Origin of the sequence: Streptomyces sp. SYP-A7185, assembly GCF_046103685.1 — a bacterium.
In the GTDB taxonomy this organism is placed as follows: Bacteria; Actinomycetota; Actinomycetes; order Streptomycetales; family Streptomycetaceae; genus Streptomyces.
In genome coordinates this window covers 5917834-5942213 of record NZ_CP122310.1, presented here as the reverse complement: position 1 = coordinate 5942213, position 24380 = coordinate 5917834, and the positions used below count along the sequence as shown (strand labels likewise).

The 24380-nt window shown below is 69.7% G+C and carries 24 protein-coding genes; 5 read left to right on the top strand and 19 right to left on the bottom strand.

The annotated features are described in order from the left end of the window. Positions 1-23 precede the first annotated feature (23 nt). The gene (locus QBL25_RS26200) at positions 24-980 is read right to left on the bottom strand and encodes a LysR substrate-binding domain-containing protein (protein WP_409059414.1); all 957 of its coding nucleotides are present in this window, start codon (positions 978-980) and stop codon (positions 24-26) included. A 160-nt stretch (positions 981-1140) separates the two neighbouring features. On the opposite strand from QBL25_RS26200, the gene QBL25_RS26195 reads away from it, so the two are divergent. Continuing rightward, entirely contained in the window at positions 1141-1695 is a 555-nt protein-coding gene (locus QBL25_RS26195) for a peroxiredoxin (RefSeq protein ID WP_409059413.1), read from the top strand. A gap of 15 nt (positions 1696-1710) precedes the next feature. Next, positions 1711-2244, top strand: a complete 534-nt coding sequence (locus QBL25_RS26190; RefSeq protein ID WP_409059412.1) for an alkyl hydroperoxide reductase — start codon at positions 1711-1713, stop codon at positions 2242-2244. 68 nt (positions 2245-2312) lie between these two features. Here QBL25_RS26190 and QBL25_RS26185 read toward each other — a convergent pair whose 3' ends face one another. The 4 genes from QBL25_RS26185 to QBL25_RS26170 form a co-directional block, all read right to left on the bottom strand. Beyond that, entirely contained in the window at positions 2313-3668 is a 1356-nt protein-coding gene (locus QBL25_RS26185) for an AI-2E family transporter (RefSeq protein ID WP_409059411.1), read from the bottom strand. Between the two features lie 125 nt (positions 3669-3793). Beyond that, complete coding sequence (locus tag QBL25_RS26180) at positions 3794-4543, bottom strand: lytic transglycosylase domain-containing protein (protein WP_409059410.1); 750 nt, start codon at positions 4541-4543, stop codon at positions 3794-3796. Between the two features lie 391 nt (positions 4544-4934). Beyond that, the gene (locus tag QBL25_RS26175) at positions 4935-6257 is read right to left on the bottom strand and encodes a PhoH family protein (RefSeq protein ID WP_409059409.1); all 1323 of its coding nucleotides are present in this window, start codon (positions 6255-6257) and stop codon (positions 4935-4937) included. A 320-nt stretch (positions 6258-6577) separates the two neighbouring features. Then, positions 6578-7339: an isoprenyl transferase gene (locus QBL25_RS26170; RefSeq protein WP_409059408.1), complete on the bottom strand. Its 762-nt coding sequence runs from the start codon at positions 7337-7339 to the stop codon at positions 6578-6580. A 174-nt stretch (positions 7340-7513) separates the two neighbouring features. Between QBL25_RS26170 and mgrA the strand changes: the two genes are divergently transcribed. Continuing rightward, positions 7514-8551 carry an L-glyceraldehyde 3-phosphate reductase gene (gene mgrA, locus QBL25_RS26165; protein WP_409059407.1) on the top strand — a complete coding sequence of 346 codons (1038 nt, stop codon included), beginning with the start codon at positions 7514-7516 and terminating at the stop codon, positions 8549-8551. Between the two features lie 87 nt (positions 8552-8638). On the opposite strand, the gene QBL25_RS26160 is transcribed toward mgrA, so the two are convergent. Continuing rightward, on the bottom strand, positions 8639-9196 hold the full coding sequence (locus QBL25_RS26160) for a DUF3824 domain-containing protein (protein WP_409059406.1): 558 nt from the start codon (positions 9194-9196) through the stop codon (positions 8639-8641). A 335-nt stretch (positions 9197-9531) separates the two neighbouring features. On the opposite strand from QBL25_RS26160, the gene QBL25_RS26155 reads away from it, so the two are divergent. Continuing rightward, positions 9532-9963: a DUF192 domain-containing protein gene (locus tag QBL25_RS26155; protein ID WP_409059405.1), complete on the top strand. Its 432-nt coding sequence runs from the start codon at positions 9532-9534 to the stop codon at positions 9961-9963. 212 nt (positions 9964-10175) lie between these two features. On the opposite strand, the gene QBL25_RS26150 is transcribed toward QBL25_RS26155, so the two are convergent. Further along, a complete protein-coding gene (locus QBL25_RS26150) occupies positions 10176-10643 on the bottom strand; it encodes a winged helix-turn-helix transcriptional regulator (protein WP_409059404.1) in 468 nt (155 codons plus the stop codon). Positions 10644-10704: 61 nt separating this feature from the next. Between QBL25_RS26150 and QBL25_RS26145 the strand changes: the two genes are divergently transcribed. After that, positions 10705-11874: a winged helix DNA-binding domain-containing protein gene (locus QBL25_RS26145; protein WP_409059403.1), complete on the top strand. Its 1170-nt coding sequence runs from the start codon at positions 10705-10707 to the stop codon at positions 11872-11874. A 97-nt stretch (positions 11875-11971) separates the two neighbouring features. On the opposite strand, the gene QBL25_RS26140 is transcribed toward QBL25_RS26145, so the two are convergent. The 12 genes from QBL25_RS26140 to QBL25_RS26085 all read right to left on the bottom strand — a co-directional run bounded on the left by QBL25_RS26140 (position 11972) and on the right by QBL25_RS26085 (position 24211). Beyond that, positions 11972-12727, bottom strand: coding sequence for a class I SAM-dependent methyltransferase (locus tag QBL25_RS26140; RefSeq protein ID WP_409059402.1), 756 nt, complete (start codon positions 12725-12727; stop codon positions 11972-11974). Between the two features lie 1241 nt (positions 12728-13968). Continuing rightward, entirely contained in the window at positions 13969-14637 is a 669-nt protein-coding gene (locus tag QBL25_RS26135) for an OmpA family protein (RefSeq protein ID WP_409059401.1), read from the bottom strand. Between the two features lie 3 nt (positions 14638-14640). After that, positions 14641-15240, bottom strand: a complete 600-nt coding sequence (locus QBL25_RS26130; protein ID WP_409059400.1) for a hypothetical protein — start codon at positions 15238-15240, stop codon at positions 14641-14643. 32 nt (positions 15241-15272) lie between these two features. Beyond that, complete coding sequence (locus QBL25_RS26125; protein WP_409062785.1) at positions 15273-15866, bottom strand: pilus assembly protein TadG-related protein; 594 nt, start codon at positions 15864-15866, stop codon at positions 15273-15275. A gap of 11 nt (positions 15867-15877) precedes the next feature. Continuing rightward, positions 15878-16069: a hypothetical protein gene (locus tag QBL25_RS26120; RefSeq protein WP_409062784.1), complete on the bottom strand. Its 192-nt coding sequence runs from the start codon at positions 16067-16069 to the stop codon at positions 15878-15880. A gap of 474 nt (positions 16070-16543) precedes the next feature. Continuing rightward, positions 16544-17419, bottom strand: coding sequence for a DUF5936 domain-containing protein (locus QBL25_RS26115; RefSeq protein ID WP_409062783.1), 876 nt, complete (start codon positions 17417-17419; stop codon positions 16544-16546). A 27-nt stretch (positions 17420-17446) separates the two neighbouring features. Next, a complete protein-coding gene (locus QBL25_RS26110; protein WP_409059399.1) occupies positions 17447-18391 on the bottom strand; it encodes a type II secretion system F family protein in 945 nt (314 codons plus the stop codon). A 106-nt stretch (positions 18392-18497) separates the two neighbouring features. After that, positions 18498-19856: a CpaF family protein gene (locus QBL25_RS26105; protein WP_409059398.1), complete on the bottom strand. Its 1359-nt coding sequence runs from the start codon at positions 19854-19856 to the stop codon at positions 18498-18500. Positions 19857-19864: 8 nt separating this feature from the next. Beyond that, positions 19865-20194 (bottom strand): TadE/TadG family type IV pilus assembly protein, encoded by a 330-nt coding sequence (locus QBL25_RS26100; protein WP_409059397.1) that lies wholly within the window; start codon positions 20192-20194, stop codon positions 19865-19867. A 274-nt stretch (positions 20195-20468) separates the two neighbouring features. Then, a complete protein-coding gene (locus QBL25_RS26095) occupies positions 20469-22091 on the bottom strand; it encodes a CpaE family protein (RefSeq protein ID WP_409059396.1) in 1623 nt (540 codons plus the stop codon). 286 nt (positions 22092-22377) lie between these two features. Then, positions 22378-23091 (bottom strand): Flp pilus assembly protein CpaB, encoded by a 714-nt coding sequence (cpaB, locus tag QBL25_RS26090; protein ID WP_409059395.1) that lies wholly within the window; start codon positions 23089-23091, stop codon positions 22378-22380. A gap of 208 nt (positions 23092-23299) precedes the next feature. Further along, positions 23300-24211: a hypothetical protein gene (locus QBL25_RS26085; RefSeq protein WP_409059394.1), complete on the bottom strand. Its 912-nt coding sequence runs from the start codon at positions 24209-24211 to the stop codon at positions 23300-23302. Between the last annotated feature and the right edge of the window lie 169 nt (positions 24212-24380).

The following is a 24380-nucleotide window of genomic DNA, read 5'->3' as shown; positions in this document are numbered from 1 at the left end:
GGCGCTACGTCGCCGGTGCGGGGTCACACCACCCGCACCGGCAACGGCTTCACGGCACCCCGCATCGCGGCGGCCAGCGCCTCGTACTCCGCCGCGCGCGCGGCCCCCGTCCGCATGGCGAGGGCGATGCGCCGGGTCGGGGCCGGGTCCGCGAAGTACCCGGTGAGCAGCTGGTTGCTGCGGCTGGTCTCGACCCGGACGGCGGTCCGCGGCAGCAGCGTCACGCCGAGCCCGCCGGCCACCAGCTGGACGAGGGTGGAGAGCCCGGCGGCGGTGGTGGTCACCGGGGCGTCCGCGCGGCCCGCCTCCCGGCAGATGTCCAGGGCCTGGTCGCGCAGGCAGTGCCCCTCGTCGAGCAGCAGCAGGTTCAGCTCGCGCAGGGCGTCGCGCGGAATGCCCTCGCGCCCCCCGAGCCAGTGGTCCAGCGGCGTGACGAGCACGAAGTCCTCGTCGAAGAGCGGCAGTTCGGTGACCCCTGGCACACCGAGCGGCACCGCGAGCAGCAGCAGGTCGAGGCGGCCCGCGGCGAGCCCCTCGATCAGCGACGACGTCTGCTCCTCGTGCACCTGGAGATCCAGGTCCGGGTACTTCTCGTGGACCAGGCCGATCAGCGTGGGCAGCAGATAGGGCGCCACGGTGGGGATCACGCCGAGCCGCAGCGCCCCGGTGAACGGCGCGCGCACCGCGTCGGCCTCCTCCATCAGCGCCCCGACCTCTTCGAGCACGGCCCTGGCGCGCACCGCGAGGCGCTCACCGGCCGTGGAGAGCAGCACCTTGCGGGTCGTACGCTCCAGCAGGGTGACACCGAGTGTCTCCTCCAGGGCCGACACGGCCCCGGAGAGCGCGGGCTGACTCATCCCGATCGCGGCCGCGGCGTCCCGGAAGTGCAGATGCTCGGCGACGGCGGCGAAGGCGCGCAGCTGGGCGAGACTGGGCTGGCGGGCCCCACGCCGGGCCACGGGCTTGGCACTGGTGGCCACGGGCCCTCCTCTTCTCTCTACGGGTACTGATAGCCAGGTTCGATCAACACGACCCACTCTAGCTATTTCCCTAATCAATGCACTCTGTGCCACGATCAACATCAGTCCAACCCCCCAGGAAACTCCCCAAAAGGGAATTTCTGTGCAGCAAGGAGAGCGCGTGCTCACTGTCGGTGACAAGTTCCCCCAGTTCGATCTGACTGCCTGTGTCTCGCTGGAGAAGGGCTCGGAGTTCCAGCAGATCGACCACAAGACCTACGAGGGCAAGTGGAAGATCGTCTTCGCGTGGCCCAAGGACTTCACCTTCGTGTGCCCGACCGAGATCGCCGCTTTCGGCAAGCTGAACGACGAGTTCGCCGACCGTGACGCCCAGATCCTCGGCTTCTCCGGCGACTCCGAGTTCGTGCACCACGCCTGGCGCAAGGACCACCCGGACCTGACGGACCTGCCCTTCCCGATGCTGGCCGACTCGAAGCACGAGCTCATGCGTGACCTCGGCATCGAGGGCGCGGACGGCTTCGCCCAGCGCGCCGTCTTCATCGTCGACCAGAACAACGAGATCCAGTTCACGATGGTGACCGCCGGTTCCGTCGGCCGTAACCCCAAGGAGGTCCTCCGGGTCCTCGACGCGCTCCAGACCGACGAGCTGTGCCCCTGCAACTGGACCCAGGGCGACGAGACCCTGGACCCGGTCGCGCTGCTCTCGGGCGAGTGAACGGAAGGCTCTGACATGGCACTCGACGAACTGAAGTCCGCCGTACCGGACTACGCCAAGGACCTGAAGCTGAACCTCGGCTCGGTCATCGGCAATTCGGACCTGCCGCAGCAGCAGCTGTGGGGCACGGTGCTCGCCTGCGCGATCGCCTCCCGCTCCCCGAAGGTGCTGCGCGAGCTGGAGCCCGAGGCGAAGGCGAACCTCTCCCCCGAGGCGTACACCGCCGCCAAGTCCGCCGCCGCGGTCATGGCGATGAACAACGTCTTCTACCGCACACGCCACCTGCTGTCGGACCCGGAGTACGGGAACCTGCGCGCCGGTCTGCGGATGAACGTCATCGGCAACCCCGGTGTGGAGAAGGTCGACTTCGAGCTGTGGTCGCTCGCCGTCTCCGCCATCAACGGCTGCGGCCAGTGCCTCGACTCGCACGAGCAGGTGCTCCGCAAGGCCGGCGTGGACCGCGAGACGATCCAGGAAGCCGTCAAGATCGCCGCGGTGATCCAGGCGGTCGGCGTCACGCTGGACTCCGAGGCAGTGCTCTCCGAGTAACCTCCGGACACCACGAAGGGCCCCGCAGACCTCTTGGTCGGCGGGGCCCTTTCGCGTAGGGGACCGCTCTACCGCTCGGCGGTGGGCTCCGGTTCCACCGGCGCGACGTCCAGGGCCGTGGCCCCCCGCGGCTGCGGTGCCTGCTTCAGGGCGGCCTCCTGCGAGTACGCCCGCAGATAGCCCACCACCGTGTTCGTGACGGCGACCAGCGGCACCGCGACGACGGCTCCGCCGATCCCGGCGACCAGACCGCCGGCGGCCACCGAGAGCACCACGGCCAGCGGATGCACCCGTACGGCACGGCCCAGGATGAACGGCTGGAGGATGTGGCCCTCGATCTGCTGCACGGCCAGGACCACCACGAGGGTCATCACACCGGTGAAGACGCCCTGGGTCACCAGGCCCACCACCACGGCGAGCGCGCCCGAGATGACCGCGCCCACCAGCGGGATGAACGCGAACAGGAAGATGAAGACGGCCAGCGGCACCGCCATCGGCACCCCGAGGAAGTAGATCCCGAGCCCGATGAAGATCGCGTCGATCAGAGCCACTATCACCGTGCCGCGCACATAGGCCGTCAGCGTGCGCCAGGCACGCGGCCCCGCGCCCGCGATGCCGGGCCGCGCGGGCGCCGGGACCAGCTTCAGGACCCACTGCCAGATGCGCTTGCCGTCGTAGAGCAGGAACAGCGTCGAGAACATCGCGAGCAGGATGCCGGTCATGGCCTCCACGATCACGGTGACGCCTTCGAGCCCCGCCGAGGTCAGCTCCTCGGTGTTGGCGCCGACCGCCTCGCGCAGGCTCTTGGCGATGTCGTTGATCTGGTCCTCGGTGACGTGGAACGGGCTGGTGAGCAGCCAGTTGCGCAGATCGTCGATGCCGTCCTGGACCTGGCTGGACAGCGTGTCCACGTTGTCCATGACCTGCCAGACCACGAACCAGCCGACCAGGCCGATGACGACGAAGCCGAGCACGGCCGTGACGACCGTCGCCAGGCCCCTCGGCAGGCCGAACCGCTTGAGGCGGACCACCGTCGGCTGGAGCATCGCGGTGACGAGGAGCGCGGCGACGAAGGCGAAGACGACGAGCTGTACGGCGCTGATCACCTTCATCAGCACCCAGAGCGTGCCCGCGAGCACGAGCAGCCGCCAGCCGGCCTCGGCCGCGACCCGCATGCCCCACGGGACCGCCGCGACGGGGTCGGGGCGTGCCGCTACGGCGGGGGCGTACGCGGGAGGCGCGGGAACGACGTCCGAGGAGTCGTCGGCTGCTGCCGCGTCACCGTCGGCGTCGCGGGGCGCGAACCGCCGCGCCGGCCTGACGTCGTCCTCGGGGTCGGAGTCAGCGTCGTCGCGCCCCATCCGCTCCCCCATCTGAGAGAGCCCGGAACCCAGCCGGCCGATCCACCCTGGTACACGCGACATGATCCATCCTCTTCCCCCGTCTTTCCCCACCACTCCCCCCTGGAGTCGTCGGACTGACCGTACACGGCTGAGACCCCCCACCGAAGGACGGTGAGGGGCCTCTGAAAGGTTGAGCGATACGCGGCTCAGTACCAGTTGTTCGCCTGCCAGAAGTCCCAGGCTCCGCACGGGCTTCCGTAGCGGTCGTTCATGTAGCCCAGGCCCCACTTGATCTGCGTGGCGGGGTTCGTCTGCCAGTCGGCTCCGGCCGAGGACATCTTGGAGCCGGGGAGCGCCTGGACGAGGCCGTACGCGCCGGAAGAGGCGTTGGTGGCCTTGTAGTTCCAGGTGGACTCGTGGTTGACGATGTTGCTGAAGCACTGGAACTGGTCACCGGGGACCATCTGCCGTGCCATCGCCTGAACCTGCGAGACGGAGTACGAGGACTGCGGGGCGAAGTCGGAGGCGTCGCGCGCGGAGGAACGGCTGGCCTTGGTCTCCGCCGCCGCCTCACGCTCCTTCTTGGCCGCCGCCTTCTCCGCCTTCTCGGCGGCTTCCGCCTTCTCCGCGGCCTTCTGCTTCGCGATCGCCGACTCGGCGGCCTGCTTGCGCGCTGCTTCCGCCGCCGACTTCTTCGCGGCCGTGTCGGCAGCCATGGCCTGTGCGTCGGCCTGCTGCGTCAGGGACGCGGTCTGCACCTGGGCCTGCTGACCAGCGGGGATGTCTGCGAGGAGGGTCGCTTCGCTTGCCGTCGCCTCGAAGTCGTTGTCGTTCGAGGCGCCCGGGGTGCTGCCCGAGGCGACACCGACAACAGCGCCGACGGTGGTGACCGCGGTGGCGGATGCCACGGCGAATCCCCGGACCGAAATCCGGCTCACACGGTTTCCTTCCAGCATCGCCCGCATGGGTGACCTCGCGGACGCAATCGTGCCCCTGGCGCTGGCCTCCGCTGGTATCTCGGTCACGGGAGGCACGGGCCCGGTGGACAACTCCCGTGACGGGAGCGTCGCGTGGTGCTTCGGGCGGCATGCGACGGCCACTATGAAGTTCTGGTGTCTCTGAGTTGCAGTACCGCAGGGGGTACCGGTGTGTCGCATGCGGGGCCTGACAGGACCCAGACTCTGCCCCAGCCGGATGCCGCAAGGCAATTCTCCGTGCCGTGTGAAAGCTCACACCTCGTTTGCCCCAGAAGTTTTTCGGAAAAGGGCGAGCACCACGACGCCGCCCGGCTAAGCTCCTTCGCTTCGCCGGGCGGCGCCAACTACCGCGTAACCAGGGTGAACTGGTTCAGATCGCTCCGTCCTCCAGCATTTCGGTCACGAGCGCCGCGATCGGCGAGCGCTCCGATCGGGTGAGGGTGACGTGGGCGAACAGCGGATGGCCCTTCAGCTTCTCCACCACGGCAACTACCCCGTCGTACCGCCCCACTCGGAGGTTGTCGCGCTGGGCGACGTCATGGGTGAGGACGACACGGGAGTTCGCCCCGATCCTGGACAGAACGGTCAAAAGAACGTTTCGTTCCAGGGATTGGGCCTCGTCGACGATCACGAACGCGTCGTGCAGCGAGCGCCCGCGGATATGGGTGAGCGGGAGCACTTCGAGCATGCCGCGCGCCGTCACCTCCTCGATGACCGCCTTGCCCGCCACCGACCCGAGCGTGTCGAAGACCGCCTGGGCCCAGGGGCCCATCTTCTCGGCCTCGGTGCCGGGCAGATAGCCGAGCTCCTGCCCGCCCACCGCGTACAGCGGCCGGAAGACCATCACCTTCTGGTGCTGGCGGCGCTCCAGGACCGCTTCAAGTCCCGCGCAGAGCGCGAGGGCCGACTTGCCGGTGCCCGCCCTGCCGCCCATCGACAGGATGCCGATGTCCGGGTCGAGCAGCAGATCCAGCGCGATGCGCTGCTCCGCGCTCCTCCCCTTGATGCCGAAGGCCTCACGGTCGCCGCGCACGAGACGGACATCGCCCTCGGCCGTGACCCGGCCCAGCGCCTTGCCCCTCTCCGACTGGATGGTGAGGCCCGTGTGGACGGGCAGACCGGCCGCCTCCGGCACGTGCAGGGTCTCTTCCTCGAAGAGGAGATCCACCTGTTCACCGGAGAGGGTCAGTTCGGACATTCCGGTCCAGCCGGAGTCCGTGATGGCGAGCTCGGCGCGGTACTCCTCCGCGAGGAGGCCGACCGAGGACGCCTTGATCCTCAGAGGCAGATCCTTCGACACGACGGTGACGTCGTATCCCTCTGCCTGGAGGTTTCGCGCTACGGCGAGAATCCGTGAGTCGTTGTCCCCCAACCGGTAGCCGGCCGGAAGCACGCCGGGATCGGAGTGGTTGAGCTCGACGCGCAGCGTGCCGCCCAGATCGCCGATCGGGATCGGCGCGTCCAGGCGACCGTGCCGGACCCGGCAGTCGTCCAGGAGGCGCAGGGCCTGCCGGGCGAAGTAGCCGAGCTCGGGATGGTGCCGCTTGGCCTCCAGCTCCGTGACCACGACGACGGGCAGCACGACTTCGTGCTCGTCGAAGCGGTACATGGAGTTCGGGTCTGCGAGCAGAACGCTGGTGTCGAGAACATAGGTGCGCCTGTCGGACATGCGGCGCTTCGCGCTGGTCACCACGGAAGGACGTACCCCCTCGGATGAGGTCGGGGAGCGACGGGAAGGATGCCGGGAGAAGTCCGGACCGGTCTCGGACCGCAGTGCGCGGGCCGAGCTCCGGCCCTCCACTTCGCCCGTACTCACCGCACGGTCGTCCTGGTGCAAAGGGCCTCCCGGGCGGACGGCCCCATGCCGCCCGCTGAGATACGACATCCGTGAATCGGATGTCGACCTGCAAGGCTTATTCCCTCGAACACGCGCAGCCATGCCAGGGCATATGACGGCGCGTCCGTGAACTCTGGGTTACTCACGCCTCACCCACGCGAGCACCCGAGGGGGTGTCAGCCGCCGTAGCGCCGGTGCCGGGCCGCGTAATCACGCAGCGCGCGCAGGAAATCGACCTTGCGGAAGGCCGGCCAGAAAACTTCACAGAAGTAGTACTCGGAGTGGGCCGACTGCCAGAGCATGAAGCCGGACAGGCGCTGCTCACCACTCGTTCGGATCACCAGGTCCGGGTCCGGCTGGCCGCGCGTGTAGAGGTGCTTGGAGATCAGGTCGACGTCGACCGTCTCGGCGACGTCCTCCAGGCTGGTGCCCTTGTCCGCGTGGTCCAGGATCAGCGAGCGGACCGCGTCGGCGATCTCCTGCCGGCCGCCGTACCCGACGGCCACGTTGACCAGTATTCCCTTGTTGCCGTGGGTGGCCTGCTCGGCCTCCTTCAGGACGGCCTGGGTGCGGGAGGGCAGCAGGTCCATCGTGCCCACGTGGTGCACGCGCCAGCGGCCGTCGGCCGCGAGGGAGCGGACGGTGTCCTCGATGATGCCGAGGAGCGGGATCAGCTCCCGCTCGGGACGGTCGAAGTTGTCCGTCGACAGCATCCAGAGCGTGACGACCTCGACGTCCGTCTCGGCGCACCAGCCGAGGAACTCCTCGATCTTGTACGCGCCCGCCTGATGGCCCTGTTCGGTGGTCCCGCCGGATGCCTTCGCCCAGCGCCTGTTGCCGTCGAGGATGACCCCGATGTGCTTGGGCACCTGATCGTGGTCGAGGCGGCCTTCCACCCGGCGTGCGTAAAGTCCGTACACCAGGTCGCGCAGGTTCACTTCTGTCAGCCCCTCCAGCAGATGGCAGTCCCCGAAGGCGAAAGCCTACCGCTGCGGGGGCGGGCCTCCGCCCTCGGGTGAGCGGGCGATCGCTCTTCGGTCGGGCGGGTGTCCGGACGTTCGGCGGTCGCGGGGCGGCACCGGAAGATCCCCGGCTGGCGTAGCTTCGTACCCATGAACGACACGTCTCTGTACCGAGCGGCAACGGACCGTTACAGCACCATGGAGTACCGGCGCACGGGCCGCAGCGGCCTGAAGCTGCCCGCCGTCTCCCTCGGCCTGTGGCACAACTTCGGCGACGACAAGTCCCTGGAGAGCCAGCGCGCGATCCTGCGCCGCGCCTTCGACCTGGGCGTCACGCACTTCGACCTGGCGAACAACTACGGCCCGCCGGCCGGTTCGGCCGAGCTCAACTTCGGCAAGCTGTTCGCACAGGATTTCGCCCCGTACCGCGATGAATTGGTCATTTCGACCAAGGCGGGCTACCTCATGCACCCCGGCCCGTACGGCGAGTGGGGTTCGCGCAAGTACCTGCTCTCGTCCCTCGACGCCTCGCTGAAGCGGATGGGCGTCGACTACGTCGACATCTTCTACTCGCACCGCTTCGACCCCGAGACCCCGCTCGAAGAGACGATGGGCGCGCTCGCCTCCGCCGTCCAGCAGGGCAAGGCGCTGTACGTGGGCGTCTCCTCCTACAACAGCGAGCAGACCGCCGAAGCGGCGCGCCTGCTGCGGGAGATGGGCGTGCCGGCCCTCATCCACCAGCCCTCGTACTCGATGATCAACCGCTGGACCGAGGACGACGGCCTGCTCGACACGCTGGAGAGCGCGGGCATGGGCTGCATCTCGTTCGTGCCGCTCGCCCAGGGCCTGCTCACGAACAAGTACCTCAAGGGCATCCCCGAGGGTTCGCGCGCCACGCAGGGCAAGTCGCTCGACCCCGACCTCCTGAGCGACGAGGTCCTGCGCCGCCTCAACGGCCTGAACGACATCGCGGCCCGCCGCGACCAGTCGCTCGCGCAGCTGGCGCTCAACTGGGTGCTGCGCGACGAGCGCATGACCTCCGCGCTCATCGGCGCCTCCAGCGTGAAGCAGCTGGAGGAGAACGTCGCGGCGCTGGCCGGTCCGAAGCTGACGGACGAGGAGCTGACGGAGATCGACACGTACGCGGTCTCCACACCCGGCACCAACATCTGGGCCGGGCGGGGCTGACGTCCGGGACCCGGCGCGCGCGGATCCTGCCCTTCGGGGCTGGGCCTACCGGCGGGCGCGCGGGTCCTGTGGACGGGTGCCCGGGTCCTACGGGTGGGTGCGCGGGCGCTTGAACCAGGCGCCCGCGGCACCCTGACTCAGCAGGACCACCGTGGCGATGGAGGCGAGCAGCCCCAGGAGGCCGGCGGGGTTGCCGGCGGCGAGGCTGCCGAGTCCGAGAGCGATCTGGACGCTCATCAGGACAATGCAGGTCACGCGTATGCCGTGGCCCGCGTTCTTGAACGTGAAGGCGAAACCGGCGGCCACGAGCAGGCACAGGCTCGACCCGAAGGCGGCTCCGGCCGTCTCGGCGTCACCCGACGCGGCGATGGCGATCGTGCCGAGCAGGACGAGGCCGCCGAGCACCCACATGATGATCTGCGCGGCACGGACGACACCGGGCATCGTGAGCGGGGCGGCTGGTCCGTAGCCGTAGCCCGGCCCGTAGGCGGGCCCGTGGCCGGGGGCCTGTCCGGCGCCGTGGCCGGGGGCCTGTCCGGGGGCGTTTCCGTATACGGGGTGCTGGGCGGGGCCGCCGTAGGAGGGGAGTCCCTGCTGGGGGCCGGCCTGGGGGTCATGGGGCGGCGGGGGGAACTGATTCGACATGTCCCTGACCATATCCGGAGGCTTCTGCTCCGAGAGGAGCGGCGGGAGACGGCTCCACCGCGTCCGGGCACAAAAAATCGGGCCGGTCCGTGGGGGGGAGACGGACCGGCCCGAGGGGGGGTTTCCACCATAACCCTTCGTAAGTGATGCTGCGCGCATCGGCGTGCCACAACTACTCTCCGAAATCGCCTGACGACTCCGCGACCCTGTTCTCCCACCGGATTTCGGCCCCGCCGACCGATTCAGGCCTCGCGCGGCGATAGCCCGTTGGGGGGAACGGAGGGTGAGGCGCCCGCTTGACGCGACGCGGGGGCGCGCCACTAGCTTCGGCTCGCATGGCGACGCTTCTGCTTCCGACCGGGCGAGCACTTCCCCTGGAGATCGCGGACTCCGCCGGCGCGCGGCGGCGCGGGCTGCTCGGCCGGGACGGGGTGACGGGGGCGCTGCTCCTGAGCCCCGCGAACAGCGTGCACACCGTGCGCATGCGGTTCACCGTCGACGTGGCCTACCTGGACCGGAAGCTGCGGGTGCTGTCCGTACGGACGATGCGCCCCGGCCGGATCGGGCGCCCCCGGCTGCGGGCCCGGCACGTCCTGGAGGCGGAGGCCGGGGCGATGGCCCGGTGGGAGGTGCGGCGGGGCGTACGGGTGGAGGTGCGGAACGGTGGGGGCGCTTGGGACACAAGGGCCGCTAGGGCCGCTCGGGGCCTAGAAAGGACTGTCAGGCAGCCCCGCTGGCCGGGACAAGGGATGGAGGACGAAGGATGAGAGATGAGGGCGCGCGGTGCCGCGCAGCCCCCTCCGCCGCGCGGCACCGCACACGTGGCTTTGCTCACGCGAATTCGCCTTGGTCTGAACTTACGTGATTCTCGCGATCGGATCGAGCCAGTACGGATAACGATGCGGAATCAACGGGACCTGGTTCGGGATCACTTGGCTAACGATCGCCCCGACAGGCAACCTCGGGCGGCCGTTTCCCGTCAGGCGGCGCGTCCGTCGCCTTTGCCCGACTTTTGATGCCTTGGGTCACATGTCCTGTTGGCCACGAGCTGCTGCATGTGTTCGTCGCCCCACACGCCCAGCGGGATCAGCGCCTCGTTGAGGGACATGCCGAGGGGCGTCAGCGAGTACTCGACCTTCGGCGGGACCTCCCGGTACACCTCGCGGTGCACGATGCCGTCGGACTCCAGCTCGCGCAGCTGCTGGACGAGGACCTTCTCGCTGATTCCGGCGATGTGCCGCCGCAGCTCGCCGAAGCGCAGGGTCGCGCCCGCGTACAGCGCCCAGAGGATCATCGGCTTCCACTTGCCGCCGACGACGTCCACGGCCGCGTCGAGGCCGCACGCGTACAAGGCTTTGGTCTCCGTGCAGCCGTCCGAACCGTCCGCCACGCCGCCCCCCGTCACCGACACTGACACCGAATTGCCCTCCGCGCCGCTCTTCGGCATGGTCCACTCCTCGTGTCCGCAGGGCCAGTTGCCCGTTCGACAGTACCGAAGGAGACCTCCGATGAGCGCCCCTGCCGCCGTCACGTGGAGTGCCGCCAACGCCCGGCGCATGGAGCGGCAGTTCCTGCTGCGTCCGGCGATGCCGGGCGAGGCGGGGCCGGGCGAGGTCGTCGCCGCCATGCTCGGCGCGCAGGCGCAGGTGCTGTCCGCCGCCGAACTGTCCGTGGGGCTGCGGATGAACGGGGCGTCGCGGCAGGACGTACGCGACGCGTTGTGGGGCGAGGAGCCGAGCCTGGTCAAGACGTACGGGCCACGCGGCACCATCCACCTCCTCCCGTACGACGAACTCCCCCTCTGGACGGCCGCGTTGCCCGCCGTACCGTCCGGGGCGAGTCCTTTCAAGCCCGAGGCGCGCGTGACGCCCGACCAGGCGGAGGAGATCGTCACGGCGATCGGTGAGGCGCTGGACGGCGTACGGCTGACCATCGACGAGTTGGGCGCGGAGGTGGTGGCGCGCACCGGGCCGTGGGCCGGCGACCTGGTGATGCCCGCGTTTCAGGGCATGTGGCCGCGCTGGCGGCAGGTCGTGCACCTGGCGGGCCAACGCGGGGCGCTGTGCTTCGCGCCGGACCGGGGCCGCAAGGTGACGTACACACGCCCTCGGGACATCGGGGAGCCGCTGGGGGCCGAGGAGGCGACACGGCTGCTGGTGCGGCGCTTCCTGTGCGCGTACGGGCCCGCGACGGCGCAGGACTTCGCCAGGTGGCTCTCGGGCCCGCCGGGGTGGGCCTCCGCGCTGTTCGCCTCGCTCGCGTCCGCCGGTGAGATCGAGGCGGTCGAGCTGGCCGGGGAGCCCGGGTCGTGGGTGGTGGCGGGCGACACCGAGTTCCCGGCGGGGCCGCCTCGGGGGGTCCGCCTTCTCCCCTACTTCGACGCGTTCGTCATCGCCTCACACCCCCGCGCCCGCCTTTTCCCGGGCCGCGCCTACGAGCGTGCGCTCAACCGGGGCCAGGCGGGCAACTTCCCCGTGCTGCTCGTCGACGGAATCGCGGCGGGAGTCTGGCACCAGCGACGCTCGGGCCGCCGGGTGACGGTGACGGTGGAACCCCTGGACGCCTTGAGCACCCACCAGGAACGGGAGCTCGCGGTGGAGGCGGAGAGGGTGGGCGAGGTACTGGAGGCACGGGCGGAGCTGGTGGTGGGGCTGGTGGGGGTGGGGCCGCATGCGTAGGGGTGGGGGGTGAACGTGAGTGGGGGCGGGGCCTGGATCGTGGCGGCGGCCAGGGGAAGGGCCGGGGGTCGGGGGCCGAAGTGCGTGCGCCGGGGGGCTACGGCTTACGCAGCCGGAAGAGATGCCGACTGCTGTGGGCGACAAAGGGGCCGTCGGTCTGGATCTGCTCGTGCAGCTCACGGAGACGGGGCCGGTACTTCTCCACGGAGAAGTCAGGCACCATCCAGACGACCTTCCGCAGGAAGTGGACGACGGCGCCGACGTCGAAGAACTCCATGCGCAGCCGCTCGGCCCGCAGGTCCACGACCTCGAGCCCCGCGGCCTCGGCCTCCGCGCGCTCCTGGTCGGGGTGGCGCCCCTGCCGGATCTCCTCGGGCTGCGGGCCGAGGAAGTACTCGACGACCTCGAAGACGCTGGCGGGTCCGACGTGCTGGGCGAAGTACGTGCCGCCCGGCCGCAGCACGCGGGCGATCTCCTCGAAGTCGGCCTTCACCGGATGCCGGCTGGTGACCAGGTCGAAGGCCTCCGCGGCGAACGGCAGCGGGGCGTCCTCCGGCGAGGCCACGACGACCGCGCCCCGCGGATGCAGCAGGGCGGTGGCCTTGGCGACGTTCGGCGGCCACCCTTCCGTGGCGACGGCGAGCGGCGGCAGGGAAGGCGCGGAGGCGAGGACTTCACCGCCGCCGGTCTGCACGTCGAGGGAGGCGCCGGCGTGCCGGAGCTGCTCTCCCATGGCGTGGGCATACCTCCAGGAGGGCCGCTGCTCGGTGGCCCGCCCCTCGAACCAGGAGAAGTCCCAGCCTTCGGTAGGAGCAGACTCCGCTTCCGCCACAAGCACGTCAAAACTACGCATGCTGCGATCTTCGCATCGCGAGGGGCGGGGACTCACGTCATTTAACGGGGGGGGCGGGGAGAGGCTGAGGCGGGCCGAGAGGGGGGGCCGGACGAGGAGGCTGAGCACGAGGAGGGCGGAATACGACGCCCCGCGCCACATCAGGCCAGGGCAGGGCGGGGCAGGGCGGGGCAGGGCGGGCTGGTGCCGTCGGGCATCGGTGAGGCGGCGGATGTCGTCCGTACCCGTGAGGCTCTGATGTGTGAGTGCGCTGGGAAAGACAGCAGGTTTGCCAAGTAGCCACGGTCCAGCGCGTCTACGGGGGAGGCTTGCGGCGTGTGGTCGGCATCGGGGGCAGCCGCATTGGTCTACATACCTTCGCATGGCAAGGGATTCCCAAGCCCTGACGTCACGTGGGCCACTCCGTGGGACTTTCTTGCCGTTCGCGGGGTGGACCTGCGGAACGGGCGCTGGGTGGGCCTCGTCGCAGTTGTGGATGTTGGTCGCCTTGCCTTGGGCTATCAGTTCCCGTTGGGGTTCGGGATCTTTACGGGGCTCTGGTCCGGCAAGGCGCCCAGGAGTGGGGTACCGCTCCACGATTCCGGTGCCCATCTCCGAGTGGTCGCGCCCTCTTCAAGACCTGCCAGTCTCTCCGGGAGACCCGATCCGCAGTCGCTTGAGGAGACCGGTGCCACTCTCCGGAGCGATCGCGCGCCCCCTCACCACCTGGCGCTCACCCCAAAAGATCCGGTCGACAGTCGCTCGACGAAGCGGGTCCCCCATCTCCGGAGCGGTCGCGCGCCCCCTCACCACCTGGCGCTCGCCCCCGGAGATCCGGTTCGCAGTCGCTTGACGAGACCGGTGCCCATTTCCGGAGCGACCGCGCCCGCGCGCCCTGCCCCCCGCCCCTGTTCAGCCCCGCTCTGCTCCGCCCGCTCCCTCCCCCTCCCTCCCTCCCTCCCTCCCGCCCGGTTTCTCCTCGCCGTTTCCCGTGACGGTCACCTCAGAAGAACCAGTCCGCGCTCGACCGGAATACCTCTTCTCCCCACGGGAGTGGTCGAGAGTCTCGCCTCTTGGGCCGTTCGGTCGGGTTTCCTCGCGTGGTGGAGGGGTGGGTGTCAAGGGTGGAGCGGAGCGGAATCGGCGTAGCCGACGCGACGCAGGAGCGCCCTTGACTCCCACCCCGGAACCACCAGCCTCGGGACAACCGGACGGCCCCGGCACCCACACCACCACAGGCCCACCAAAGCCACCCCGACGGTTCAGTCCTGGCTGCCGGACGGGGCCGTTCCCGTGCCTGCGCCGGCGCCCCGCGGGAAGGTCACCTCGACTCGGCGGTTCTTCTTGCGGCCCTGCTCCGACGTGTTGTCCGCGATCGGGTAGTCCTCGCTGTAGCCGCGTACGGAGTACGTGACCTCCGGGCCCAGATAACTCGCCAGCTTGTCGTGCACCGCCTCCGCGCGCTTACGCGACAGCGTCTTGCCGTGGCTGTACGAGCCGAGGTTGTCCGTGAAGCCGAACACCCTGATGGTCGTCGCCTTCTGGGCCTTCGCCTCCTCCGCGATCGCCTTGATACGAGCGTTCGCCTCTGGATTGAGGTTGTTGCTGTCCTTGGGGAACAGGACCTCCGCCTGGAGCGCGAACTTGACGTCCGTGTTCGTGTCCTCGCGGCGCTCCTCACCACCGAGGTCTTCCACCACTGACTTGATGTCCAGGACCTTCGCCGGGGCCAAGGTCGCCCCATCGGCCAGCTTCAGGCCGGGGCTGTTGGAGTCCACCTCGGGGGGCGGTGACGTGGTGCTGCTGCCGGGGGGTGCGCTGGGGTCGTCTTCGTCGGCGAAGGCGGGGGTGCCGGTCAGGAAGATCAGCACGGTGAGGGTGCTCACCGTGGCAAGGGTCCGTGTGCGGGGGCGTGATCGTGGGTGGCCCATGGGTCACTCGCCCTCGGAGATCTCGATGGAGGCGGGGGGCATCGACCCGACCTGGAACGTGACCTTGCTGGTCCCCTCGGGTGGCGCGGGGAACTGGGCGAACCAACTGGCCGTATCACCCTGCTTCACTCGGCCGTTGAACTTCGTGCACAGGCAACGCCCCGAGGTGTCTCGGAGTACGAGGTACTTCTTCTTCCCGTCGTTGTCCACCAAGCTGGCGCCGGAGAGAGAGCCTCCGTTCGAGCGAAGCTCCCGCTCGTCGCTTGCCCAGTTGGCTCCGAGCCAGGACTGACTGCCGTTGTTCGTCACCGTTCCGGACACGGTGACGAAGCCGCCCCCGTCACGGAGGGCCGAATCGATCACGACGCTGATGTCACCGTCTTTGCCCTCTGCCAGGGCTTTGTCGTCCTCAGGTGCTTCCGGCTTCTCCTGCTCGTCGCCCTTGTTGTCCTTTGCCGATGAAGAGGATGACGCTCCCTTGTCAGGCTTGTCCTCGTCCCCGCCATCACTGCCACCGCAACCGGCCACCGTCAGGACCAGCCCAGTAGTGATCGCCACAGCGGTCATCGCCCTGCGGGTCTTTGTGGTGCGCCGAATGCTCATCGGTACAGCTTCCTTCTTTCGTCGAACACTCATCAATCGGCCAGGTGAACGGAGAAGAGAACGGATGCGTCTGGAAGATCGCCGAGCTCGAAGTCATCCGGATCTATCTCGAAAGATCCGCTGCCGTCGCATTCGAATTCCACAGCCTTCTCGGGATCCGTGGACGGGCCGACGTCGCATCGCGGCTTGATGATGGCCGTAGCTTCGGCCTGTGCATGCTTGGACTCCGTACCCGGAATGATCGAGTCACCCACCGTGTAGTTGGTTTCGATCTCTGCCCGAAAACCCGGATAGCCGTTCACTTCAGCCGGACCGAAACCCACAACGGACGAGTCGTTGTCCGCGGCCAACGCGACCGCTGCACCCTTGGCGCCTTCACCGGTGAACTCGTCGCCACCCAGCCAGTCGAGCCAGTCATCACCCTCACCGATGGATCCCCCAAGCCCGTCGACAAGCTCATCCCTGGCATCCTGGGCAGCCGCCAGAGCTGCGGCGTCCGCGGCGGACTGGGCGCCGTTACGCGCGGACGCCGCTTGAGCGAACGCGAAGAAGGCGAAAGCAACGAAGAGCAGAATCCCCGTCATCCAGATGTAGATCGGGAGAGTCTGCCCTCGGTCGCCATACAGGCGGGCTGCTGTCAGCCACCGCCGACCACGTCGTCGACCGCGTCCCCTATGGCCGAGGAAATCGTCCCGTCCAGCCCCAGCTGATCGATCAACGTAAAGATCCCCGCAATGAGAATCATCAGCCCCGCATACTCCACAAACCCAGCCCCCGCGTCCCGTTCCCTCCCCCGTGCTCGGGTGGTGACGGTTACGGCCCAGTCGATCCAGACTCTGAGTACGCGATCTTTCAGCACGACGGCCCCTTCTCTCCCACCCGATACACGCGCTGTTGGCGCAGCCAATTTCGGCGCCGTTGTCGTCATAGGCAACGTACGCGAGATCATGTGACCCTTCAGCCACTCTCCGCAACCAATACCGTTCGAGACGCGGAAGTTGGCGAGTTCCCTTCCCCGGGTGCGAGGTCATCACGCACCCCGGGGGCAGGTGGTGGGGATCCGTGACCGGGCGGTCGGCTGTGCGGGGTGTTTCACGACGTCCCCTCCCATGGATTCCGTGAACTCGCCTTTTGCAAAGGTCGGGTGGTGGGGCTCGGTCCGGAGGGGCCGCCCTTCGGAGTCTTCGCGCCCATTCCCTCTTCCCGTGACTGTCCCATATCTGGTTGCAGCCGCGAAGAGGTTTCGCCGAGTGGCTTGATTCCGGCTGCCGTCGGCAGGCTCACCGCGCTGTTCACGGCACCCTCACTTCCCCAGGATCGAGCCGAAGTCCGACCCCGAACCCAGGAACATCCCCGCCGCGATCAGAATCATCGTGGCCGGAAGCATGAAGACCAGCGTCACCATCGTCGCCTTGGGGATCGTCTTCGCCGCCCTGCGGCGGGAGTTCTGGGCGTCCGTGCGGCGCATGTCCGTGGCCAGCTGGATGAGCGTGTCCGCGATCGGCGAGCCAAGCTCCTCGCCCTGCTGGAGCGCCGACACGAACTGCGAGACCTGCTCGGAGGCGTTCCTGCGGCGCAGTTCGTCGAAGGCCTGGCGGCGGCTCACGCCCATGTCCATCTGCCGCAGGGTGATGCGCAGTTCGTCCGCCCACGGCCCCTCGTAACGCTCCGCCACGCGGTCCAGCGCCTGGCGGAAGCCAAGACCCGCCGACACCACCACCGCGAGGACGTCCAGGAAGTCCGGCAGCGTGCGGTCGATGACCTCGCGCCGTTCCCGTATCGCCTGCCAGATCAGCGCGTCCGCCGCCGTCACGCCGAAAGCGAAGGTCAGCAGACCGAACAGCGACGAGCCGTTCGTCAGGAAGACCAGGCCCATCACCAGACCGAACAAGCCGTACACCGCCCGCCGAGCCGCATAGCGGTCGATCGTCAGGCCCCCGGGGTTGCCCGCCATGTCGATCTTGCGGCGCTTGGCGTCCACCCGCTTGGGGCCCATCACGCGCAGCACGAAGGGCGCGAAGCGCATGCCCAGGCGGTCCACCGCCGAGCCCGCCGTGGAGACGCGCGTGGCGCCGACCTCCAGGGCTATCGCCAGGTCCGTGGGGAGCTTCGCCTCCGCCCGGTACATGCGGATGCCCTGGCAGACCCCCGCCACCGCGAGGCCCATCACGGCCGCCATCGCCAGACCGAACACGTGACCCGCTCCCTACACTTCGATCTTGCCGAGGCGCCTGATCACGAAGAAGCCCACGGCGTACAGGCCCAGCGCGATCAGGATCAGCGTCTGGCCCATCGGTGAACCCGTCACCCGGGCCAGCGCGCCCTCGTTGGAGGAGTTGATGAGGAGCAGCGAGCCGAGGCCGAGGAGCGGCACCGTGAACGCCGTCGCGTGCACCTCCGAGAGCATCGTGCGGACCTCACGCCGGGTCTCCTTGCGGTCCTCCAGGGTCTGCGTGAGGTTCCGCAGGGAGTTCACCACCGAGCCACCCGCCTTGTTGGACAGGACCAAGGTCGTCACGAGCACTATCAGTTCGCGGGACGGCAGCCGCGCGGCCAGCTCACCCAGGGTGTCGTCGATCGATCGGCCCAGCGTCAACTGGTCCGCCACCATCGACAGTTCCTCCCCCGCCGGCGCCTCCAGCTCCTCCGCCGCCATCGCAAGGGACGTACGAAGGGCCAGGCCCGCCGCCGTCGCGTTCGCCAGGATGCGCGCCACGTCGGGGAGTTGGTTGATGAACGCCTCGATCCTCTTCTGGCGTTGCCAGTTGAGGAAGACCACCGCGCTCCACACCGCCACGATGCCCGCGATCGGGCCGAAGAACGGGGCCAGCGTCGCCGCTGCCATCAGCCACAGCGCGGCGACGACCGCCACGACGTAGACGAAGAACTCGCCCGCCGTCAGGTCGAGGCCCGTCGCCGACAGGCGCAGGTGGATCGCGCGGCCGAGGCGCGTGCGGCGCAGGCGGCGGTCGACGGCCGAGAACCGGCGGCCACGGCCACCGGTGTCCCCCGTGCCGGGGCCGATCGACAGGCGGTCGACCAGCGCCTGGCGCTGGGCCCGCCCCGACGCGTACGCGTGGACGCCCGCCACGGCGAGCGTGCAGGTCAGGATCGTGGCGCCGAGGGCCAGCAGCGCGGATTGGTTCGCCATCAGCCCTTTGCCTCCCTCGTATGTGTGCTCGTATGTGTCCTCGGGTGGGTACTCACATACGTCCGTCCGCGCGTCGACGGATGCGTACGCGCCCTCGCCCGCGCCCTCATCCGATCGCCTCCCTCGTGTTCAGTACGTCGATCGCCTGGGCCACGCCGAAGCCGGGCGGCACCGGCTCGCCCGCCACGTACAGCCGCTCGGCGACGGAACGCGGCAGCGGGAGGTGCTCGAAGTAGCCGTGCACGCGGCGGTCCAGGCCGTTGCCGCCCGGCTGGTGCGGGACGAAGCGGGTCACCGGCGCGATGCGGAACTGTTCGCGGCCGTGCGAGACGAGCAGGACGATCTCGGCGATCTTGCGGGAGCCGTCCGCGTGCCGGGCGAGCTGGACGACGACGTCGACCGCCGAGTTGATCTGGTCCTTCAGGGCCTCGAAGGGGATCTGGACCTCGGACATCGAGCCCAGGGTCTGGAGGCGCATCAGGGCGTCCTCCGCCGTGTTCGCGTGGACCGTGGCGAGGGAGCCGTCGTGGCCCGTCGACATCGCCTGGAGCATGTCCAGCGTCTCGCCGCCTCGGACCTCACCGACGATGATGCGGTCGGGGCGCATGCGGAGGCTGTTGCGGACCAGGTCGCGGATGGTGATCTGGCCCTTGCCCTCCACGTTCGGGGGGCGGGACTCCAGGCGGATGACGTGGTCCTGCTGGAGCTGGAGTTCGGCCGAGTCCTCGATGGTGATGATGCGTTCGTGGCCCGGCAGCAGGCCGGAGAGCGCGTTGAGGAGCGTCGTCTTGCCGGAGCCCGTGCCGCCGCTGACGATGATGTTGAAACGGGCGCGCACGAACGCCGAGAGCAGGAGCAGCATGTGCTCGTCGAGCGACCCGAGGCCGATCAGCTCGTGCAGCGTGTACGCGCGCGGGAAGCGGCGGATGGTGAGGGTCGCGCCGGTGAGGGCCAGCGGCGGGATGATCACGTTGACGCGCTCGCCGGTGGGCAGGCGGGCGTCGACCATCGGGTTCGACTCGTCGACGCGGCGGTTGACCGTGGAGACGATGCGCTCGATGGTCTGCATGAGCTGGTCGTTCGACGCGAAGCGCAGCGGCAGCTGCTCGACGCGTCCGGCGCGCTCGACGAAGATCGAGTCGGGGCCGTTGACCATGATCTCCGTGATGGAGGCGTCGGCGAGGAGCGGTTCCAGTACGCCGAGTCCGAGGGCCTCGTCCACGACGCGGCGGATCAGCTGCGAGCGCTCCGAGGTCGAGAGGACGGGGCCTTCCCTGCTGATGATGTGGCCCATGACGCGTTCGAGACGGACGCGGCGGTCCGCCGCCGTCAGGGACGACATCTCGGCGAGGTCGATCTCTTCCAGGAGCTTGGAGCGGTAGACGGCCACCAGGCTGTCGTCGCGGCTTGGGCCGCTGCCCTTGCCGTGGTCGTGCGGGGTGGCCACGCGGTCGCGGAGGCTCATCTTCTCTCTCAGCTCCCCTCGTCGTCTTCGTCGTTGGGCATCGTGGCCGACTTCGTGACGGACCAGCCGGCGTCCACGAAGGGGAGGAGCGTGGGGACCTGGACGGTGACGTCCGCCGTCGTCGTGGCGCCGCCGCCGCTGATGGCGACCTGGGCGTCGAGGCTGCCGTCCATCGCCGCCATGCCCGCGGCCTCGCCGCCCTCGCCCTGCGAGGCGACACGGGCCGCGGCGCGGGCGCCGGATCCCGCCTGGTTGACGGCGTAGCCGACGAGGCCGAGCTGGATGGCGGCCAGGCCTACGAGGAGCAGGATGGGGAGGAAGCCAGCGAACTCCAGCATGGACACGCCTCGGTCGTCGAAGCCGTGCTTCCTGCTTGGACCCTGCCGCCTGTTCGCGCCCTGCCGCCTGTTCGCGCCCTGCCGCCTGTTCGTGCCCTGCGGCCTGTTTGGGTCCTGCGGCCTGTTCGTGCCCTGCGGCCTGTTTGGGTCCTGCGGCCTGTTCAGGCTCTGCCGCCTGTTCGGGCCTCGCCGCCCACGGGGACGATCCAGCCCGTCCGGCGTTTGAGGACGAACTCGGCGGAGCCGGTGATCGACGGTACGCAACGCTGCCGGGTCACCCCTCACCGTCCTCACCCTCCTTCGCCGCGCCCGCCTCCCCGCTGACGCTCCACCCCGCGTCGATCCCGGGGAAGAACAGCGGTACGTCCGCGTCCACGTGGGCCTTCCACACCGCTCCCTCGTCCGTGCAGGCCACCTCCGCGCCCTGCCACGCCGACGGCAGATGCTCCTTCGCCGCGGCCTCGCACGCCGCCGCGCCGCCCTGTCCCACCGCGTACGCGGCCGTCGCCGCCCGCGCCGCCTCGTCGGCCGCGTTGCCCGCGAGGGAGAACGTGTAGCCGTACAGCGCGCACTGCCACAGGAGGCCCATCACGGCGAGCAGCAGCGGGAACATCCCGGCGAACTCCAGCGTGACCGCGCCCCGGTCGCCGCCGACGCGTTTGCGGAGGTTCAGCGCACCGCGCTTGGTGCTGCCCGCCGCGGCCTCCGGGTCCACCAGGCCCAGCTCGCCCGCCAGCGCCCACAGGGCCTGCTTGACCGTGGACTTGCTGTCCAGGTCCTGCATGCGGCCCGCGTCGACCGCGCCCTGGAGTTCCTTGAAGTTCGCGGGGACGGTGGTGCGGGCCACGCGGGTCCCCGTCACCCGTTCCACCAGGGAGGGCTGGATGTCGGCGCCCTTGCCGTGGCGGTTGACGACCGTGAGCGTCTCCTCCGCCTTGCGGATCTGGAGGCGGTCCCACAGGCGCACCATGCGCTTGGCCGCGCGTACGGAGACGACGTCCGGGGTGACCAGGAGGATCGCCTGGTCGGCGAGCTCGATGGCCGCCGCGCTCGCCCCGGTGACGTACGTACCGCAGTCCACGAGCACGACGTCGTACCGGCTGCGCAGGGCGCTGAGCGTCTGGCGGGCCACCCGGTCGGTGATCTCCTCGCCGCGTTCGCCCTCGCTGGGGGCGAGGAGGAGGCCGATGCCGGTCTCGTGGGTGTAGACGGCGTCCTGGAGCACGCGGGGCGTGATGTCGGTGATCGACGCGAGGTCCGCGATGGAGCGGCGGAACTGGACGTCCAGGTACGAGGAGACGTCTCCCGCCTGGAGGTCCAGGTCGAGGAGAGCGACGGTACGGCCGGACGCGCGGGCGGCGAGGGCGAGTTGGACCGTGGCGAGGGTGGTCCCCACGCCTCCCTTGGCCCCGCTCACCGCCACGACGTGACCGCCGCCCGGGGTGTCGCCGCCGGGGCCCGCGTAGATCTCCAGGCCCGCACTGCCCAGGTGCCTGCGCATCCCGGCGGACCAGGCGGCCGCCGCGTGCACGCGCTCGGCGAGGGCGTCGTACGCGAGGGGGAAGCCGACGATGCCGCGGGCGCCGGAGTCCATCGCGGCGGTCAGGAGCGCCGGGCTCGTGTCGGCGGTGATCAGGACGACGCCGACCGCCGGGAAGCGGAGGACCAGGTCACGGATCAGGTCGAGGGCGGGGACGGGGCCGATGCGCTCGTGGATGAGGACGACTTCGGGCAGCTCGTCCAGGGACTCGGCGGCGAGCCTCGCCAGGGTGTCGAGCAGGGCCGTGGAGTCGGCCACGGGGAGGGCGGGTTCGGCGTCCGGGAGCTGGCCGGCGAGGGTCGAGAGGGCACGGGCGGCTTCCAGGTCCGCTACGACGGGGAGGATACGGGTCGTCATGCGGGGGCACCTCCCGGTTGGGGGGACCGGCCGTCTGCGCCTTGCCCCTCGTTGCCCGGCAGCGGGTCCTGCGGTCGACCCAGCGGCGGGTCCTGCGGTAGGTCCAGCAGCGAGCCCTGCGGTGGGTCCTGCCGAACAGACCCTTCCCACCCACCCACCCGATTACCCCGCACCCAGCCCCGGACGAACAACCTCCGAGATCCGCCACGCAGCCGCGCCCCCGGGCGGCCCCCCGCGGCGGGAGCGAGAAGCGGCGGTTCAGACGTGCAGCACATCCGCAGGCCCCCTACTTGTCCTCGTCGAGTGTGTAAGTCCGGTCCCCCCGCGGGATACTGCTCTCCCCGCCCTGCCCGACCAGCGCGAGCCGCACGTGCGTGGCGAACGACTCCGCGTACGCGACGCGCTGCGCGTCCGCCGTGTCGAGCGCGAACGTGATCGGCACCGCCTCCGTGCGCCGACGGCTGCCACTGCGGTCGTCCTGGTCCGGGTCGAGTGCCGTCAGCTTGCCCACGTCGATCACCTTCGCGGACTCGACGATGACCTTCGACTGGTCCTTGGCGTTGTCGGTCTCGCCCTTGAAGGTGGCGTAGATGTTGACGGTCGAGCCCGGCGTGATCTTGCCCGCGACGCCCGTCGCCGCGTCGATCATGATGGCGATCTCCTGCTGGCCCGGGGCGAGTTCCGGGCGGTCGACGATCATGTCGGTCTGGAGCAGCGAGCCCTTCCGCAGCTCGGTCACCGCGATCTTGCCGCGGAGCTGGCGCAGATCGGTGACCGCGTTCTCCGAGAGCCACCGCTCGGGCATCTCGACCTTCTGGAACTGGTCCGCGCTGAGCTCCTTGTACGGGGCGATGTCCCCCTTGAGCTTGTACGCGGCCACCTCCGGCCCCACCTTCGAGTTCACGTCCCGGACCAGCGAGAGGACGCCCGCGAACGCACCGAACGCGGCCAGGACCGACAGGACCAGCAGGATGACGCCGCGGCGCTGGCGTGAGTTCATGGACCGGACTACCTCGATCGGGTGCGGACGGCTACGGACAGTGAGCAGTGTGGCGCGCGTTCGATTCAGTTCATTTCAGGTGCGAGCGGTGCGGGAAGTGCCTGTGCGGTACGGGTGGTGCGTGCGGTACGGGTGGCGCGTGCGGTACGGGTGGCGCGTGCGGCAGGTGCCGTACATGCGGTACGGGCGGGCAGGCCGGTGGCGGCTCCTACGTCGCGCCTCTCGGCAGTGCCCGTAGCACCCGGGCCGGGGCGGGGCCCGGGGCCGCGGCGGGCGCCGGACGTTCGGGCGGTGGCGCCAGCGGTGCGGCGCAGAAGCCGCAGCGGTCGCCGATGAGTTCGAGACCGCACCAGTGGCAGTCGTCCCGCCGGACGGACGACACCAGTTGGTAGAGCACGGAGATGTCGGGGATCGCCGCGGCGAACTCGACGAGCTTGCCCGTGGCCCACCACCGCGCGGACTCCCCGGGAAGCCGCGTCTCCGACGCCCCTTGCGTACGCCATGCCGGAGCGAGCGTGTCGGTGACCCAGCCGGCGGCCAGCTGCCCGGTGGCGTACAGCAGCTTCGTGCCGAACCCGGGGCCGGGCAGCACCGCGTCCCCCGTCACCTTGATCAGCTCGGGGCGCGGGGTGGCGAGTACGGCGAACTGGGTGCCCGGCATCCACGACTTGGCGTGGGACTGGAGCGTGACCGGGACCCGGTCCAGCTTCGCCACCGAGCCGAGCAGCGCGCCCGCGTAGATGTAGTGGGACAGGAGGCGGGCCGCGGACGCCAGGACGCCGGGGCTGAAGTCGCAGATCGAGAGCTGGCGGAGCTGGAGCGCGAGGACCGCGAGGCCCAGCGGCGGCAGGTCGGGGCGGAGGATCGCGATGCGGTCGCTCTCCAGGACGGACCGGATGGCGTGCATGCGCTGGACGAGGGCGGGCGGCGCCGACGCGGGGCACAGGACGATCACGTAGCCGTGGTGCTCGATCAGCGTGTGCATCTCGGTGAGCGCCTGGTCCAGGGAGTACGTCCGCGGCGACTGGACGGCGCTCTGCAGGACGGCCGCGGACGGGGTGTGCCGGTCGGGCGACGGCAGCACCAGGTCAGGGCCGGTGACGGCTATGGCGGTCGGCATACGCACACCCCCCGGTCTTCGTGCACTTCTGCCTCAGCACCTTATCCAGGTCATCGCCACCTCAACACCCAACTTCCCACTGTTCACATTGAGGTTGGCCGGACGCGCGGGGCCGGGGTGATGCCAGAGGTCTTGACAACTCAATTGGTCTGGACCAGCTTGTACGACC